We start from the raw sequence: 15,624 nt of genomic DNA on the forward strand, positions 1-15,624 counted from the left end.
CTGACAGAACAAAGCCATGCTGAACGCATTCTTTAGTCGTTGGACCCGCAGCGCCCTCCCCGGCGACCTGCCCACAGCACCTGTCGCTACGGCGCGCTCGGGCAACAGCGTCGATTCGCTGTTCCAGAGCCTGCTGCGCCTGATCCCCGGCGAAGCCGACCCCTGGGGGCAGCAAAAGCCCGAGCCTCGCGGTGGTCGCAACCACCTGGTGCGCGCCCGCGCCGAGTTCCTGCGCGGCCTCACCGACGTGCAAAGCGAGTTAGCAGAGCCGCTGCAAACCGCCATCCGCCGCAGCCGCACGCTGCGCGATCTGTGGCATTTGCGCACCGCCGTCTATACCGAAGTGGCCCGCAGCCACAGCCAGTACGAGGCCGAGCGCCGCCTGGCCCAGCTCGACCGTTTTTTCGAGCCCGCCAGCGGCCGCCGGGGGCATTGAGATCATGCTGACCCTGACCCTGCGCGAAATTCCCGACTTCCCACCGCCCTGGGCGTTTGCCTCCCTGAGCGGCCTCGGCGAACGCCGCAACCGCAGCAGCCGCATGCGCCAGAGCTTTGTCGAGCTGAAGCTGGTCTGCACCCGCATCGCCGCCGAGGTGCCAGGCGCTCAAGGCGCCGAGCTGCAGCGCCAGGTGCGCCAGGCCTGCGAACCCATCGAGCTGTGGATGCTGCGCAGCACCCTGCTCGCCGCCCTGCCCGAGCATTGCGAGCTGGCCCTGGTCTACCGGGCCGACCTCGAACTGGCCATGGCGCGGGCCTTTCCGCGCCACCAGTCCCGCAGCTGAGAGCCCGTCAGGGCTCAGCCTCTGCCGAGAAAGTCCGCCTTGCCCAGTTCCACGCCCGCGTGGCGCAGGAGCGCATAGGTCGTCGTGGCATGGAAGAAGAAATTGGGCAGCGCGTACTGGCGCAGATAGTCCTCGCCCCGGAACTTCAAGGGCTCGCCGCTGCGGCGCGGAATCTCGATGGAGCGTTCTTCGCTGCCTTCCATGGCTGAGGCCGGCACCGACTGCACGTAGTCAATCGTCTTGCGAATGCGTGCGGCGAGTTCCTCCAGCGTCGCCTCGTTGTCTTCCCAGCGCGGCAGCTCCTGGCCGGCGAGGCGGCCGACACAGCCCTTGGCCGCATCGCTGCAGATCTGGATCTGGCGGGTGAAGGGCAGCATGTCGGGCGCGAGGCGCAGGCCGAGGTAGACCGCCGTATCGAACTTCTTGGCCTCCGCATTCTGCTTCGCAGCCTCCAGCCACTGCAGCATGTTGGACAGCGTCTTGGCGAAGATTGGCGCGCTGGCCGAATGCATGGAAATTGTCATCGCAGTCTCCTTACGAAAGACGCCGATGCTAGCGATTTGCCTGAGTCTTCGCTGGGTGAGGGTCGGGCACAATGGCCCGGCCCCGCCATGAACATCATCATCCTCGACGACTACCAGGACGCCGTACGCAAGCTGCGCTGCGCCGCCAAGCTGGACCATCTGCAAGCCAAGGTCTTCACCAACACAGTCAAGGGCATAGGCCAGTTGTCTGTGCGGCTGCGCGATGCCGAGGTGCTGGTGGCGGTGCGCGAGCGAACGCAGTTCCCGCGCCAGCTGCTGGAGAAGCTGCCCAAGCTCAAGCTGATTTCGCAGACCGGCCGCGTCGGCCCGCACATCGACGTCGAGGCCTGCACCCGCCTTGGCATCGCCGTGGCCGAAGGCGTAGGCTCGCCGGTAGCGCCGGCCGAGCTGACCTGGGCCTTGATCATGGCCTCGATGCGGCGGCTGCCGCAGTACATCGGCAATCTGAAGCATGGCGCCTGGCAGCAGGCCGGCTTGAAGTCGGCCTCGATGCCCGCGAACTTCGGCATCGGCATGCAGCTGCGCGGCAAGACCCTGGGCGTCTGGGGATACGGCAAGATCGGCGAGATGGTGGCCGGCTATGGCCGCGCCTTCGGCATGCAGGTGCAGGTCTGGGGCAGCGAAGCCTCGCGCCTGAAGGCCAGCGCCGACGGCCACCAGGCCGCCGAGAGCCGCGAGGCCTTCTTCGAGCAGTGCGATGTGCTGAGTCTGCATCTGCGTCTGGTCGAAGCCACACGGGGCCTGGTCACGCTGGAAGACCTCTCGCGCATGAAGCCGACCTCGCTCTTCGTCAACACCTCGCGGGCCGAGCTGCTGGCCGAGAGCGCCCTCGTCTCGGCGCTGAACCGGGGCCGGCCCGGCATGGCCGCCATCGACGTGTTCGAGAGCGAGCCCATCCTTCAAGGCCATCCGCTGTTGCGCCTGGAAAACGCGGTCTGCACGCCGCACATCGGCTATGTGGAGCAGGACAGCTACGAGCTCTACTTCGATGCCGCCTTCGACAACGTGCTGAACTTCGTCAAGGGCGAGCCCACCCACATCGTCAATCCCGAGGCGCTGAAGGTCCTGCGCTGATGGCCGACGGCACTGCCGAAAGACCGAGGCCCCAGGGGCCAGCGGCGCTGTTCTGGGCCTTCACCTGGCTCGCGTTGCAGGGCTTCGGCGGCGTGCTGGCCGTGGCCCAGCGCGAGCTGGTCGAGAAGCGCGGCTGGCTGAGCAAGGCCGAGTTCATCGAGCTGCTGGCCATCGCCCAGGTGCTGCCGGGGCCCAACGTGGTCAATATCTCGCTGATGATCGGCGACCGCTTCTTCGGCCTGCGCGGCGCCTTCGCGGCCCTGGCCGGCATGTTCGCCCTGCCTTGCGTCATCGTGCTGAGTCTGGCGGCGGTGTCCGAGCAGCTGCTGGCCCATCCGGCCATGGCCGGCGCGCTGCGCGGCATGGGCGCCGTGGCTGCCGGGCTGATCCTCGCCACCGGCCTCAAGCTGCTCGGCAGCCTGCGAGGCAATCCCATGGGTCGCGTGGCTGGTTCGCTGCTGGCGGCCGCCAGCGTGGTGGCCATCGCGGTGCTGCGCTGGCCGCTGATCTGGGCCGTGCTCGGCCTCGGTGGCCTCGGCATGCTGCTCGCCTGGCGACGCCTGAGGGAGGCCCGCTGATGCCGCCGGTCGACCTGCTGCAGCTGTTCCTGCATTTCCTGGCGCTCTCGCTGCTGGCGATTGGCGGCGCCATCACCACGGCACCCGAGATGCACCGTTATCTGGTGACCGAGCAGCACTGGATGAGCGACACCACGTTCACCAGCTCCATCGCCCTGGCCCAGGCCGCGCCCGGGCCCAACATCCTCTTCGTGGCCGTGCTCGGCTGGAACATCGCCGGCGCTGCCGGCGCTGCCGCGGCGATGGCCGGCATCATGCTGCCCTCCACCACCCTGGTGCTGTTCGCCACCCGCTGGGCCCGCGACAACCGCGAGCGCACCGCCGTCCAGGCCTTCAGCACCGGCATGGCGCCCTTGACCCTGGGCCTCATCATCGCCACCGGCTGGCTGCTGGCCCAGCCCTACCTGGCGGTGGCCGAGCACCGCCTCGGCACCCTGGTGCTGATCGCCGTCACCGTGGCGCTGACGCTGCGCACCAGGCTGAGCCTGGTGTGGATGGTGCTGGGCGGCGGCGTGGCGGGTGCCTTGGGCTGGGTCTGACCCCGCCCAAGCCTCAGCCTTCCTTGGTGCCGAAGATCTTGTCGCCGGCGTCGCCCAGGCCCGGGATGATGTAGCCCTGTTCGTTCAGATGGCTGTCGATGGCGGCCGTCCAGCAGCGCACATCGGGGTGGGCCTTGGTCAGGGCCGTCACGCCCTCGGGTGCAGCCACCAGCACCAGGGCGCGGATGTCCTTGGCGCCACGGCGCTTCAGGAGGTCAATGGTCGCAATCATCGAGCCGGCCGTGGCCAGCATGGGGTCCACGATCAGCGCGGTACGCTCATCCAGCTGGCCGACAAAGCGCTCGAAGTAATGCACCGGCTGCAGCGTCTCATGGTCGCGCGCGAGGCCGACGACGCTGACTTTGGCGTTGGGCATCATGTCCAGCACACCGTCCAGCATGCCGAGGCCGGCACGCAGGATGGGCACGACCGTGACCTTGCGGCCGGCGATCTGGTCGACCTCGGTCGGGCCGCTCCAGCATTCCAGCGTCGTCTTCTCCAGCGGGAAGTCGGCCGTGGCCTCGTAGGCCAGCAGCCGGGCGACTTCGCCGGTCAGTTCACGGAACTTCTTGGTCGAGATGTCGGCCTCGCGCATCAGGCCGATCTTGTGCTTGACGAGCGGATGTTTGACTTCGATGACGGCCATGGTCTGTACTTCTTTTTGGGGTGTGAGGTGGCTGGATTATCGGCGCTGGCGCAGCGCCTCAAACAGGCAGACGCCTGCAGCCACCGAGACATTGAGGCTCTCGACCGCACCCTTCATCGGGATGCTCACCAGCTCGTCGCAGGTCTTGGCCGTCAGCGCGCGCATGCCGTCGCCCTCGGCGCCCAGCACCAGGGCCACCGGGCCTTTCAGGTCCAGGTCATAGATCGACTTGGTCGCCTGATCGGAGGTGCCAATCACCCAGATGTTGCGTTCCTTCAGCTCGTTCAGCGTGCGAGCCAGGTTGGTGACCATGAAGTAGGGCACCGTCTCGGCCGCACCGCTGGCGACCTTGGCCACGGTGGCGTTCACGCCGACCGAATGATCCTTGGGCGCGATCACCGCTTGCGCACCGGCGCCATCGGCCACGCGCAGGCAGGCGCCGAGGTTGTGCGGGTCGGTCACGCCGTCCAGCACCAGCAGGAGCGGCGCGCCGCCCTCGCCTTCCAGCGCATCGAGCAGGTCGTCCAGCGAATGCTGTTGGGCCAGGGCCGTCACGCGGGCGACCACGCCCTGGTGACGCGGGCTGCCGCCAAGCTTGGTCAGGCGGTCGTCGTCGCTCTCGATCAGCTTGACGCCGGCTTCGCGGACGCGTTCGATGAACTGGCGCATGCGCTGGTCGCGCCGGCTGGCGTCGACATGGATCTCCTGGATCGAGGCCTGGGCGGTCTTCAACCGCACGGTGACGGCATGGAAGCCGAAGAGGATTTGCTTGGGTGCGCTCATCGCGCCATTGTCGCAGTCCAGGCGAACAAGAGGCCGATCAGCACTGGCTGGTGCAGCATGTAGAAGCTCAGGGACCAGCGGCCGAGCAGCGCCAGCGGCTGCAGTGGCGCGATCAGCGCGCCTTGCAGCCAGGCCGGCCGCGCGGCCAGCAGCCAGCGGCCGAGGGCAAAGCCCCACAGCATCATGCCGAACCAGGGCAGGAGCGGCACGTAGTCCTCGGTGATCGGCTTGGCCGTCGTGAAGCCCAGCCAGTTGCTCCAGCGGTTGTCGAAGAAGACATGCGAACAGAGCTGCGGCAAGGCGATGACGGCCGCGCCTATCAACACGGCGGCTGCCTGCCCCAGGCGAGGCCCGGCCCAGCGCAGCAACAGCAGCATCAAGGCCAGGCCATGCAGCACGCCGAAGCTGATCCAGCTCTGCGGGAACATCAGGGCCGAGCCGGCGGAAACGAGCAGCGCGCAGCCCACCACTTGTCCCCAGCGGCGCCAGAAGCGCGGCCAGCCGAGGCCTTGCGCCTGCGCCACCGCCTGGCCGAGGCCGGCGCAGAGCAGGAACAGGCTGACGATGGCGGTGCGCTGGCCGGTCCAGAACGGGTCGCGGTAAAAATCAGCCGCTGTCAGCTTGAAAAAGCGCAGGTCGAAACAGAAATGGAAGCCCGCCATCCAGACAATGGCGGCACCACGCAGTGCGTCGAGACGATCAAAGCGTGGCGATGGATGAGAGAGGCTGCTGGACATCAGGCGCGCAGTCTATGCCGGCCGGAGAATCAAACCGATGAAGATCATGCAGACCACCCGTCAGATGCTGCTGGCCGTTTTGGCAGCCCTTGCCACCCTGGCCACAACGTCGTTCCCTGCACAGGCCGGACCAGAGGCACAGCCGCGCCCCGTCACGCAGCGCGGCCCCTTCGAGCCCTCGGAGCAGAACAACATCAATGTGTTCCGCAAGGTCTCGCCCTCGGTAGTCCACATCACCACGCTGGACGTGCAGCGCGACCTGTTCTCGCGCAATGTGCAGGAGGTGCCGCACGGCACGGGCACCGGCTTCATCTGGGACGAGCAGGGCCACATCGTCACCAACTTCCATGTGATCCAGGGCAGCGACCTGTTCCGCGTCACGCTGTCGGACCAGACCAGCTTCGATGCCCGCCTGGTAGGCGCCTTCGTGGACCGCGACATCGCCGTGCTGCGCATCACGGCGCCGCGCGAGAAGCTGCAGCCCATCGCCATAGGCACGAGCCGCGACTTGCTGGTGGGCCAGAACGTCTATGCCATCGGCAACCCCTTCGGCCTCGACCAGACGCTGACGCGCGGCATCGTCTCGGCCCTGAACCGAGAGATCGATTCGCTGAACCGCCGCAGCATCCGCGGCGTGATCCAGACCGACGCGGCCATCAACCCCGGCAACTCCGGCGGTCCGCTGCTCGACTCGGCCGGCCGCCTGATCGGCGTCAACACGCAGATCTACAGCCCCAGCGGCGCCAGCGCCGGCATCGGCTTTGCCATACCGGTAGACGAAGTGAACCGCGTCGTGCCCAAGCTGATACGCGACGGCCGCTTCATCCGCCCGGCGCTGGGCATCACCTCGGGCCCGCCCCAACTGCATCAGGCGCTGCGCCTGCCCAAGGGCGTGGCCATCGTGGCCGTGGGCCCGCGCAGCCCGGCCAAGGCCGCCGGCCTGCAGCCCTTCAGCCGCGACCGCAGCGGCCGCATCGTCGGCGGTGACGTGATCACGGCCATCAATGACGAAGCGATTGCCGACCTGGACGACATGCTGAGCCTGCTCGAACGCCGCCAGCCCGGCGACACCGTGCGCCTGACGCTGTGGCGCGACGGCAAGACGCGGCAGCAGGCGGTGAAGCTGGCCGAGTCCGACCAATAAGCCCCAATAGACCCGGCCCGACAAGGGTCGGCGCCTCGCTCCTAGACTGCCTGGCATGAGTTCAGCCGTCCCCCTCTCCATCCTCGACCTCGCTCCCATCGTCGAAGGCGGCGATGCCGCCGCCGCGTTACGCCAGAGCATTGCGCTGGCCCGCCATGCCGAGGGCCTCGGCTACCAGCGCTTCTGGGTGGCCGAGCATCACAACATGGAAGGCGTGGCCAGCTCGGCTACGGCCGTGCTGATCGGCCAGCTCGCGGCCGCCACCGAGAAGATCCGCGTCGGCGCCGGCGGCATCATGCTGCCCAATCACGCACCGCTGACGATTGCTGAGCAGTTCGGCACCCTGGCCACGCTGTTCCCCGGCCGCATCGACCTGGGCCTCGGCCGCGCGCCCGGCACCGACGGGCCGACGATGCGCGCCCTGCGCCGCCACCTCTCCAGCGCCGCCGAGGATCGTTTCCCCGAGGACGTGCTGGAGCTGCAGAGCTACTTGGCGCCGGCGCGCGAGGGTCAGGTCGTGCGCGCCATTCCGGGCCAGGGCACCGAAGTGCCGATCTGGCTGCTGGGCTCCAGCCTCTATGGGGCGCAGCTGGCAGCCTACCTGGGCCTGCCCTTCGCGTTTGCCTCGCACTTCGCGCCCGAGCTGCTGATGCAGGCCCTCGACATCTACCGCAGCCAGTATCGGCCGAGCGCCCGTCATCCCAAACCTCACGCCATGATGGGCTTGAACATCATCGTGGCCGACAGCGACGAGCAGGCCGCCTATCTCTTCACTTCGCTGCAGCAGCGATTCCTGGGCATGCAGCGCGGCCAACGCGGGCCCTTGCCAAGGCCAATCGACAACATGGACGCGCTGTGGACAGCAAGCGAGAAAGCCGGTGTGCAACGCATGCTGGCCGAGGCGGTGGTTGGGTCACCGGCAACGGTACGCTCCGGCCTGCAGGCCACGCTGGAGCGTACGCAGGTCGATGAATTCATCGTCGCCTGCGGCGTGCACGATGCTGCGGCAAGGCAGCGCTCCTACTCGCTGCTGGCCGAGCTCTGGCGCTGAAGACCTACTCGCGCCAGTCGAAGCGCCACCAGGCCAGGCCGGCGAACACGGCGGACGACAGCAAGAGCACGGCACCGGCCTTGACGGCCTCGATCAGCTCCAACCCGCGCCAGGTCATCGCATCCAGGCCATCGACGGCCCAGCGCACCGGCACCACCAACGTCAGCTCCTGCATCCAGGGCGGGAACACAAAGCTTGGCACCCAGGCACCGCCCAGCATCACCATCAGCAAGGTCGCAAGGATGGCGAGGCCGCGCGTGGCCTCGGGTGAGCGGCCCACGGCCGCCAGGAAGAGCCCGAAGCCGGCCGTGAAGAGGCCGTAGCCGAACACCACCACGGCAAGGCCGAGCCAACTGCCCTGCACGCGGAAGCCGAAGATCAGCATGCCGCTGAGCATCACGAGGCCGAGGATGCTCGCAGCGATCAAGGCCGTGCTGCAGAAATGGCTGGCCAGCAGCGTGAAGCGCGACAGCGGCGCCGAGCGCAGCCGCAGCCACAGGCCGGCGCGGCGCGCGAGCAGAATGCCCACGCCCAGATCCACGCCCAGGAAGAGCACGAACTGCGCGCCCATGCCGGCAAAGGAATGGGCATAGCCGTTGTAGCCATGCTCGCCCGAACTGAGCGCCTGCTCCTGGAGCGTGAAGGGCATGCTCATGCCGCCGAAGCTGCCCTTGCCGTCATCGCTTGCCGATGCGGCCGAGGAAGCTCGGTTCTGCACCTCGCGCAGGCTGCCGAACAGCTTGCCGAGCGCCGCCTTGTCGGCCGCGTCCATGCCCTCGGCCTTGTCCAGGCGCGCGAGGCTCTCGTCCATCAGCTTGGCGCCGCTCTGGCCGCTGAAGGCATGGCTCATGGTCTGCTGCATCGCGTACTGCGAGAACATGCCGCCGAGCAGGCCCTTGGCCATCTTCTCGGACGGGTCGTAGACCATGCGGACCTCGGCCTTCTGCTGGCCCATCAGTGCGGCACCGGCCTTGTCGCCAAAGCCGGCCGGCAAGATCAGCGCGGCGCGCAGCTTGCCGCGACGGACCAGGTCTTCGGCCGTGGCCTGGTCGAGCTGCTGCAGGTCAAGTGACGCATCGGCCGCCATGGCCTTGACGATGCGCTGAGAAAGCTCGCTCTTGTCCAGGTCGGCCACGGCCACCTTGACGCGCAGCGGCTTGTCGTCGCCACCGCCGCCGCCGAACAACGAGCCGAAGAAAGCCGCGATCAGGATGGGCATGGCCAGGTTGATCGCCAGGGCGCGGCGGTTGCTCAGGTAGAGCCGGATCTGGACGCGTATCAATGCAAGCAAGGCGTTCATGGTCTTCTGCCCTCAATCTCTCAGGCTGCGGCCGGTCAGGGAGAGGAACAGCGCTTCCAAACTGGCGCGGCCCGAGGAGAGCTGCAGCACCTGCACGCCCTGCTGTTGCAGCTGCAGCAGCAGGGCCGGAACGGCTTCCAGCGTGGTCAAGCCCATGCGCAACTGCTCGCCCTGGCGCTCCAGGCTCTGCACGGCCGGCACGGCGCGCAGCGCGGCCTCGTCGGGCTCGCCAGCCAGACGCAGCTCCAGGCTGGCCGCCATCGGCAGGCGGGACAGCAAGGCGCCCAGCGTGTCAGAAGCAATCACCCGGCCCTGGTCCATGATGACGATGCTGTCGCAGAGGCGCTCGGCCTCTTCCATGTAGTGTGTGGTGTAGAGCAAGGCGCGGCCTTGGCTGCGCAGCTGGATCAGGGTGTCGAAGATGGCATTGCGGCTTTGCGGATCCACGCCCACGGTGGGCTCGTCGAAGATCAGCACGTCGGGCTCATGCAGCAGGGCACAGGCGATGTTGAGGCGGCGCTTCATGCCGCCGCTGAACTGCTCGACCTTGTCCATGGCCCGCTCGCTGAGGCCGGCCACCTGCAAGGCAGCGGCCACGCGCTGGCGGCGGGTCTCGCCGCCGAGGCCATAGAGCGAGGCGAAGGTCTCGAGGTTGGCCTGGGCCGACAAGGTTTCGTACAGCGCCAGCTCCTGCGGCACCAGGCCGATGCGGCGCTTCTTGGCATCGGCATCGCCGACCATGGCCTGGCCATCGATCAAGACCTGACCCCGGTCCGGCGGCAACAGGCCGCAGATCATGGCCACCGTCGTGCTCTTGCCGGCTCCGTTGGGGCCTAGCAGGCCCAGGGTCTGGCCGGCCTTCAGGCCGAGGCTGAGTTCGCTCACGACCTGACGCGAGCCGAATGATTTGCAAAGACCTTGGACCGTCAGCATCCGCGCCCTCCCCGCTCTGAAAAGTCGGCGGATGATAGCCAGGCTTTGTGCGCTTGGCGGAAGATTCCTGGGTCAGGCCGGCCAGCCACCTCTGCGTGCGGCCGGCCGGAATCTGTTGCCCCCGGGTCCTCCACTGGTACCCGGCAGGACGCCTGAAACCAGGGTCCCCTCTCTCCTCACAGCGGTGATCTCTGTCACCGCGGCGACATTAGAGTCGGGACCATGCGCCGCGGCAATCATGCTGCCCCAAGCTGATTGCGCAAATAGCCGTCGGTTATGCACGCAAGTCGCCGAGGAAAAGACTTTCGATCTGCGCGCGCAACCAGGCGATGGCAGGGTCGCTGCCCTGGGCGCTGTGCCAGTACTGGCGCACGAGGATGGGTGGCAGGGCCAGCGGGCAGTCGACGATGCGCAGGCCGGGGATGATGGACACGCGCCGGGCCACGTGCTGAGTGGCGGTGAAGATGTGATCCGACTGGGCCACCACATAGGGCGCGATCAGCAAGGAATGCACGCGCACCGTGATGGCGGCGCTGCCGGCGGCGTCAATGATGGCCTGCTCCACGCGGCTGAAGGCATGCATGCGGTCCGGCAGCGAGGCCACGATGTGCTGCTCGCGGCAGAAGGTGGCCAGGTCCAGGGTCTCGCCGACGCGCGGATGGTCCTGCCGCACCAGACAGACATAGGGCACCTCGTACATCGGCTGCGAGAGCACGCCGGGGCCGAAGTCGGCATAGGCGCCGAGCGCCAGGTCAACCTCGCCGTTGGCCAGGGCCGACTCGGTGTGGCGGCTCATCATCGGCACGACCTCGAAGCGCAGGCCGGGCGCGATCTGGCCGGCCCGAGCAATCAGCCGGGGCATGAAGTGGATGGCCCCCACCTCGGAGCAGCTGATGCGGAAGACCCGGTGCGAGCTGACCGGATCAAACGCTGGCTGCGCCCGCAGTTCGCCGTCGGCGATGGACAGCATGTCGGCGACGCCGACATAGAGCTGGCGCGCCCGCGCCGTCGGCCGCATGCCAAGCTTGCCGCGCAGGAACAGCTCGTCCCCGTAATAGCGGCGCAGCGAGGCCAGCGACTTGGACAGCGCCGGTTGGCTCAGGCCCAGATGGGCGGCTGCCGCCGTCAGCGAGCCCAGCCGGTAGATCGCCTCGAAGGCCCGGAAATGCAGCAACTCCGGTGAGCGTTCGGGGCCGTCGCCGGGCTGCTTCCCGCCCATGTCGGTCACCTTGCGGGCTGAGCGCAGGGCCGCTCCCAAGCCGGCCCGCGTTGGCGATGTGCTTGCCGGTCAATCCGGCGAGCATCGCCGCCCCCTTGGGGGGGCGAGTGCCGCGGCTCCGATCCCGCCTGCGCGGGATTGGACGGCACGAGCGCCATCGCCGTCTCGGCGATGGCCGGCCAAGGTACTCCTTGGACGAGGGGCTCCATCTCAGCCGATCCAGTGGCGCGCGTTGCGGAACATGCGCATCCAAGGGCTGAGTTCGCTCTTGTCGCCGCTGGTCCAGCTCATCTGGATGTTGCGGAACACGCGTTCCGGATGCGGCATCAGCACCGTGAAGCGGCCGTCCGCCGTGGTCACCGAGGTGAGACCGTCCGGGCTGCCGTTCGGGTTGAACGGATAGACCTCGGTCGGCTGGCCGTCGTTGCCCACATAGCGCATGGCGCGGGCCACCTTGGCCGCATCGCCGCGCTGCGAGAAGTCGGCAAAGCCTTCGCCATGCGCCACGGCGATGGGCAGGCGGCTGCCTTCCATGCCCTTGAAGAACAGGCTCGGCGAGGCCAGCACCTCGACCATGGCCAGGCGCGCCTCAAACTGCTCGCTCTTGTTGCGCGTGAACTTGGGCCAGGCTTCGGCGCCCGGGATGATCGGCGACAGCGCCGCCATCATCTGGCAGCCGTTGCAGACGCCCAGCGCGAAGCTGTCGCTGCGGGCGAAGAAGGCCTTGAACTGCTCGGACAGCACCGGGTTGAACATCACCGAGCGGGCCCAGCCTTCGCCGGCCCCCAGGGTGTCGCCATAGCTGAAGCCGCCGCAGGCGACGAAGCCCTTGAACTGCTCCAGGGTAACGGCACCGGCCTGCAGGTCGCTCATGTGGACGTCGTAGGTCTCGAAGCCGGCCTTGGCCATGGCATAGCTCATCTCGACATGCGAGTTGACGCCCTGCTCGCGCAGGATGGCCAGCTTGGGCTTGGCGCCGACGTTGATGAACGGCGCGGCCACGTCTTCCTTCGGGTCGAAGCTCAGATGCACGTGCAGGCCCGCGTCTTCCGCGCGGCCAGCGACGGCATGCTCGCTCTCGGCGCAGGCCGGGTTGTCGCGCAGTTGAGAGATGCGCGAGGACACTTCGTCCCAGGTCTTGTGCAGCGTTTCCAGCGGCGCGGCGAACACCTTCTTGGCATCCCGCCAGACTTCCATCTGGCCCGTCGTATTCGGCTTGCCGACCACATGGCTGCAGGTGGAGAGGCCGTGCTTGCGCAAGGTCTGCAGCGTGGCGTCGCGATCAGCCGTGGCGACTTGAAGCACCACGCCCAGCTCTTCGTTGAACAGCGCCTTCAGCGTCAGCTCTTCGCGGCGCGCGGCCACCTGCCCGGCCCAGTTCTTGGCGTCGCCGGCATCGGCCAGGCCCTCGCCTTCGGTCACCAGCATGTCGACATTGAGGCTCACGCCCAGATGGCCGGCAAAGCCCATCTCGCAGGCCGTGGCCCAGAGGCCGCCGTCACCACGGTCGTGATAGGCCAGCAGCTTGCCGTCTGCACGCAGCTCGTTGACGGCGGCGACCAACTGCTTCAGCAGGGCCGCATCGTCCAGGTCGGGCACGGCACCGCCGAACTGGTTCAGCGCTTGCGCGAGGATGGAGCCGCCCATGCGGCTCTTGCCTTGACCCAGATCGACCAGGATCAGCGAGGTGTCACCGGCCTGCAGTTGGGGCGTCAGCGTGCCGCGCACATCGGCGAGCGACGCGAAGGCCGTGATGATCAAGGACACCGGTGCGGTGACCTGCTGCACAGCGCCGGCTTCGTCCGTCCAGCGGGTGCGCATGGACAACGAATCCTTGCCCACCGGGATGGAAACGCCCAGCTCCGGGCACAGCTCCATGCCGACGGCCTTGACCGTGTCAAACAGCGCAGCGTCTTCGCCCGGCTCGCCGCAAGCGGCCATCCAGTTGGCACTCAGCTTGACGCGCGACAGCTCAATGGGCGCGGCCAGCAGGTTGGTGATGGCCTCGCCGATGGCCATGCGGCCCGAGGCCGGGCCGTTGACGGCCGCCAGCGGCGTGCGCTCGCCCATGCTCATGGCTTCGCCGGCGAAGCCTTGGAAGTCGGCCAGCGTGACCGCGCAATCGGCCACCGGCACCTGCCAGGGGCCGACCATCTGGTCGCGGCTGTTCAGGCCGCCCACGGTGCGGTCGCCGATGGTGATCAGGAAGCGCTTGGAGGCCACAGTCGGATGGCGAAGCACGTCGAATGCCACCTTGGACAGGTCCACGCCGGTCAGCTCGATGCGGCCGGCATCGCGCACGAGGCGCGAAACAACGCGGTGCATCTTGGGCGGCTTGCCCAGCAGCACGTCCATCGGCATGTCGATGGCGCGCTCACCGCCCTCGCCGTCTTCCAGCACCAGCTCTCGCTGCTCGGTCGTCACGCCGACGACAGCGAACGGGCAACGCTCGCGGTCGCACATGGCCTGGAACAGCTCGAGGCTGCCCGGCGCGATGGCCAGCACATAGCGCTCCTGGCTCTCGTTGCACCAGATTTCCTTGGGCGCGAGGCCGGACTCTTCCAGCGGCACCTTGCGCAGGTCGAAGCGCGCGCCGCGGCCGGCATCGTTCACCAGCTCGGGGAAGGCGTTCGAGATGCCACCGGCGCCCACGTCGTGGATCGCGAGGATGGGGTTGCGCTCGGCCAGGCCCCAGCAATGGTTGATCACTTCCTGAACGCGGCGTTCAATCTCGGGGTTGCCGCGCTGCACGGAGTCGAAGTCCAGGTCCGCTGTGTTGGTGCCTGCAGCCATCGAGCTGGCGGCACTGCCGCCCATGCCGATGCGCATGCCCGGGCCGCCGAGCTGGATCAGCAAGGAGCCGGCCGGGAACTCGATCTTCTTCGTCAGGTCGGCGCGGATCGTGCCCAGGCCGCCGGCAATCATGATGGGCTTGTGATAGCCGCGCTGCACGCCGTCCACTTCCTGCTCGTAGACGCGGAAGTAGCCGTTCAGGTTCGGGCGGCCGAACTCGTTGTTGAAGGCAGCGCCACCGAGCGGGCCTTCGATCATGATCTGCAAGGGGCTGGCGATGTGGGCCGGCTTGCCGACGTTGGTCGCTTCCCAGGGTTCGTTGAGGCCCGGCAGGCGCAGGTTCGAGACCGAAAAGCCGGTCAGGCCAGCCTTGGGCTTGGAGCCGCGGCCGGTGGCACCTTCGTCGCGGATTTCGCCGCCGGCGCCGGTGGAGGCTCCGGGGTAAGGCGAGATTGCCGTCGGGTGGTTGTGCGTCTCGACCTTCATCAGGACATGCGACAGCTCGGCACGGGCCTGGTACTGCGGGGCGCGCTGGTCGCCGGCCTGCATCCAGCGCTCGATCTGATGGCCTTCCATCACAGCGGCGTTGTCCGAATAGGCGATCACCGTGTGCTGCGGGTTCAGCTTCTCGGTGTTGCGGATCATGCCGAACAGGCTCAGGGCCTGGTCTTCACCATCGACCGTGAACTTGGCATTGAAGATCTTGTGGCGGCAGTGCTCGCTGTTGGCCTGGGCGAACATCATCAGCTCGACATCGCTGGGGTTGCGCTTCAAGGTGGTGAAGGCATTGACCAGGTACTCGATCTCGTCATCCGACAGCGCGAGGCCGAAGGTCTTGTTGGCCGACTCCAGTGCCGCACGGCCCTGGCCCAGCACGTCCACATGCTCAAGCGGCTGGGCGCTCTTCTCGTCGAACAGATGGGCGGCATCCTCGCGGGCCAAGAGCACGCTCTCGGTCATGCGGTCATGCAGGATCTCGGCGCAGGCCACCTGCTCCTCGCGGCTCAGCAGCTTCACACCGCCGAGCAAGCCGCTCTTCAGCGTGATGCGGTATTCGGTGACGCGCTCGACGCGATGGACCTGCAGGCCGCAGTTGTGGGCGATGTCGGTGGCCTTGGAGGCCCAGGGGCTGACGGTGCCGAGGCGCGGGGCGACGACGACCAGGGCGCCCTCTTCCGTCGGGCCTTCGTAGGCATCGCCGTAGTTCAGCAGTTCGGCGAGCTTGCTCTGGCCGGCGGCATCCAGGGCGGCGTCCAGCCAGACCCAGTGGACGTGGCGGGCATGGACCGCCGTGATCTTCTCGTTGACCGCCTGCAAGCGCGGCAGCAGGGCCTGGGAACGGAAAGCAGACAGCGCGTTGCCGCCTGCGAACGAGAGCAGATGCTTTTGGTGTGCCATGGAGTCCCGCGATAGCTGCCGGCCCGGGGTCGGGCTGGGCTTCAAGCTGCGGGATTCTACCGATGGCCGGGACGCTTGCCGGGCTGGGCCGGCAAGTTTCAC

Annotated in this window: 15 protein-coding genes; 7 read left to right on the top strand and 8 right to left on the bottom strand. The window is 67.8% G+C overall.

Translation table 11 applies throughout. The features are described 5' to 3' along the window. Positions 1-16: 16 nt before the first annotated feature. Together J7U46_RS01045 and J7U46_RS01050 are read left to right on the top strand one after the other, a co-directional pair. A complete protein-coding gene (locus tag J7U46_RS01045; RefSeq protein WP_282822955.1) occupies positions 17-436 on the top strand; it encodes a hypothetical protein in 420 nt (139 codons plus the stop codon). Between the two features lie 4 nt (positions 437-440). Next, entirely contained in the window at positions 441-782 is a 342-nt protein-coding gene (locus J7U46_RS01050; RefSeq protein WP_282822956.1) for a hypothetical protein, read from the top strand. A 14-nt stretch (positions 783-796) separates the two neighbouring features. On the opposite strand, the gene J7U46_RS01055 is transcribed toward J7U46_RS01050, so the two are convergent. Further along, positions 797-1,306 carry a DUF1993 domain-containing protein gene (locus tag J7U46_RS01055; RefSeq protein ID WP_282822957.1) on the bottom strand — a complete coding sequence of 170 codons (510 nt, stop codon included), beginning with the start codon at positions 1,304-1,306 and terminating at the stop codon, positions 797-799. Positions 1,307-1,393: 87 nt separating this feature from the next. On the opposite strand from J7U46_RS01055, the gene J7U46_RS01060 reads away from it, so the two are divergent. Genes J7U46_RS01060 through J7U46_RS01070 form a run of 3 tightly spaced genes read left to right on the top strand, consistent with a single transcriptional unit; the run spans position 1,394 to position 3,518 of the window. Further along, positions 1,394-2,401, top strand: coding sequence for a D-2-hydroxyacid dehydrogenase family protein (locus J7U46_RS01060; RefSeq protein ID WP_282822958.1), 1,008 nt, complete (start codon positions 1,394-1,396; stop codon positions 2,399-2,401). Then, entirely contained in the window at positions 2,401-2,979 is a 579-nt protein-coding gene (locus tag J7U46_RS01065) for a chromate transporter (RefSeq protein WP_282822959.1), read from the top strand. The genes J7U46_RS01060 and J7U46_RS01065 overlap by 1 nt, the downstream gene beginning before the upstream one ends. Then, complete coding sequence (locus J7U46_RS01070; protein ID WP_282822960.1) at positions 2,979-3,518, top strand: chromate transporter; 540 nt, start codon at positions 2,979-2,981, stop codon at positions 3,516-3,518. The genes J7U46_RS01065 and J7U46_RS01070 overlap by 1 nt, the downstream gene beginning before the upstream one ends. A gap of 13 nt (positions 3,519-3,531) precedes the next feature. On the opposite strand, the gene upp is transcribed toward J7U46_RS01070, so the two are convergent. From upp to J7U46_RS01085, 3 genes are read right to left on the bottom strand one after another with little or no spacing between them, the layout of a single operon-like run. Next, positions 3,532-4,164 carry a uracil phosphoribosyltransferase gene (gene upp, locus J7U46_RS01075; RefSeq protein WP_282822961.1) on the bottom strand — a complete coding sequence of 211 codons (633 nt, stop codon included), beginning with the start codon at positions 4,162-4,164 and terminating at the stop codon, positions 3,532-3,534. A gap of 36 nt (positions 4,165-4,200) precedes the next feature. Continuing rightward, positions 4,201-4,947, bottom strand: a complete 747-nt coding sequence (rlmB, locus tag J7U46_RS01080; RefSeq protein ID WP_282822962.1) for a 23S rRNA (guanosine(2251)-2'-O)-methyltransferase RlmB — start codon at positions 4,945-4,947, stop codon at positions 4,201-4,203. Beyond that, positions 4,944-5,684 (bottom strand): heparan-alpha-glucosaminide N-acetyltransferase, encoded by a 741-nt coding sequence (locus J7U46_RS01085; RefSeq protein ID WP_282822963.1) that lies wholly within the window; start codon positions 5,682-5,684, stop codon positions 4,944-4,946. The genes rlmB and J7U46_RS01085 overlap by 4 nt, the downstream gene beginning before the upstream one ends. A gap of 46 nt (positions 5,685-5,730) precedes the next feature. Here J7U46_RS01085 and J7U46_RS01090 point away from each other — a divergent pair, with 46 nt between their 5' ends. Together J7U46_RS01090 and J7U46_RS01095 are read left to right on the top strand one after the other, a co-directional pair. Then, positions 5,731-6,828 (top strand): trypsin-like peptidase domain-containing protein, encoded by a 1,098-nt coding sequence (locus J7U46_RS01090; RefSeq protein ID WP_282822964.1) that lies wholly within the window; start codon positions 5,731-5,733, stop codon positions 6,826-6,828. Between the two features lie 55 nt (positions 6,829-6,883). Further along, positions 6,884-7,879 carry an LLM class flavin-dependent oxidoreductase gene (locus J7U46_RS01095; RefSeq protein WP_282822965.1) on the top strand — a complete coding sequence of 332 codons (996 nt, stop codon included), beginning with the start codon at positions 6,884-6,886 and terminating at the stop codon, positions 7,877-7,879. A gap of 4 nt (positions 7,880-7,883) precedes the next feature. Here J7U46_RS01095 and J7U46_RS01100 read toward each other — a convergent pair whose 3' ends face one another. From J7U46_RS01100 to purL, 4 genes are all read right to left on the bottom strand, one after another. Then, positions 7,884-9,179, bottom strand: coding sequence for an ABC transporter permease (locus J7U46_RS01100; RefSeq protein ID WP_282822966.1), 1,296 nt, complete (start codon positions 9,177-9,179; stop codon positions 7,884-7,886). Between the two features lie 12 nt (positions 9,180-9,191). Then, positions 9,192-10,064, bottom strand: coding sequence for an ABC transporter ATP-binding protein (locus tag J7U46_RS01105; RefSeq protein ID WP_282822967.1), 873 nt, complete (start codon positions 10,062-10,064; stop codon positions 9,192-9,194). A 322-nt stretch (positions 10,065-10,386) separates the two neighbouring features. Continuing rightward, entirely contained in the window at positions 10,387-11,331 is a 945-nt protein-coding gene (locus J7U46_RS01110) for a LysR family transcriptional regulator (RefSeq protein WP_282822968.1), read from the bottom strand. 210 nt (positions 11,332-11,541) lie between these two features. Next, positions 11,542-15,522 carry a phosphoribosylformylglycinamidine synthase gene (gene purL, locus J7U46_RS01115; protein WP_282822969.1) on the bottom strand — a complete coding sequence of 1,327 codons (3,981 nt, stop codon included), beginning with the start codon at positions 15,520-15,522 and terminating at the stop codon, positions 11,542-11,544. Between the last annotated feature and the right edge of the window lie 102 nt (positions 15,523-15,624).

This window comes from Pelomonas sp. V22 (assembly GCF_030014915.1).
Lineage (GTDB): Bacteria > Pseudomonadota > Gammaproteobacteria > Burkholderiales > Burkholderiaceae_C > JAUASW01.

Excerpts from the sequence above, each read along its gene's own strand:
- J7U46_RS01060 (WP_282822958.1), top strand. The coding sequence starts at position 1,394 with ATGAACATCATCATCCTCGACGACTACCAGGACGCCGTACGCAAGCTG.
- upp (WP_282822961.1), bottom strand. The coding sequence starts at position 4,164 with ATGGCCGTCATCGAAGTCAAACATCCGCTCGTCAAGCACAAGATCGGC.
- J7U46_RS01045 (WP_282822955.1), top strand. The coding sequence starts at position 17 with ATGCTGAACGCATTCTTTAGTCGTTGGACCCGCAGCGCCCTCCCCGGC.
- J7U46_RS01090 (WP_282822964.1), top strand. The coding sequence starts at position 5,731 with ATGCAGACCACCCGTCAGATGCTGCTGGCCGTTTTGGCAGCCCTTGCC.
- J7U46_RS01100 (WP_282822966.1), bottom strand. The coding sequence starts at position 9,179 with ATGAACGCCTTGCTTGCATTGATACGCGTCCAGATCCGGCTCTACCTG.
- J7U46_RS01070 (WP_282822960.1), top strand. The coding sequence starts at position 2,979 with ATGCCGCCGGTCGACCTGCTGCAGCTGTTCCTGCATTTCCTGGCGCTC.
- J7U46_RS01085 (WP_282822963.1), bottom strand. The coding sequence starts at position 5,684 with ATGTCCAGCAGCCTCTCTCATCCATCGCCACGCTTTGATCGTCTCGAC.
- purL (WP_282822969.1), bottom strand. The coding sequence starts at position 15,522 with ATGGCACACCAAAAGCATCTGCTCTCGTTCGCAGGCGGCAACGCGCTG.
- J7U46_RS01110 (WP_282822968.1), bottom strand. The coding sequence starts at position 11,331 with ATGGGCGGGAAGCAGCCCGGCGACGGCCCCGAACGCTCACCGGAGTTG.
- rlmB (WP_282822962.1), bottom strand. The coding sequence starts at position 4,947 with ATGAGCGCACCCAAGCAAATCCTCTTCGGCTTCCATGCCGTCACCGTG.
- J7U46_RS01055 (WP_282822957.1), bottom strand. The coding sequence starts at position 1,306 with ATGACAATTTCCATGCATTCGGCCAGCGCGCCAATCTTCGCCAAGACG.
- J7U46_RS01095 (WP_282822965.1), top strand. The coding sequence starts at position 6,884 with ATGAGTTCAGCCGTCCCCCTCTCCATCCTCGACCTCGCTCCCATCGTC.
- J7U46_RS01065 (WP_282822959.1), top strand. The coding sequence starts at position 2,401 with ATGGCCGACGGCACTGCCGAAAGACCGAGGCCCCAGGGGCCAGCGGCG.
- J7U46_RS01050 (WP_282822956.1), top strand. The coding sequence starts at position 441 with ATGCTGACCCTGACCCTGCGCGAAATTCCCGACTTCCCACCGCCCTGG.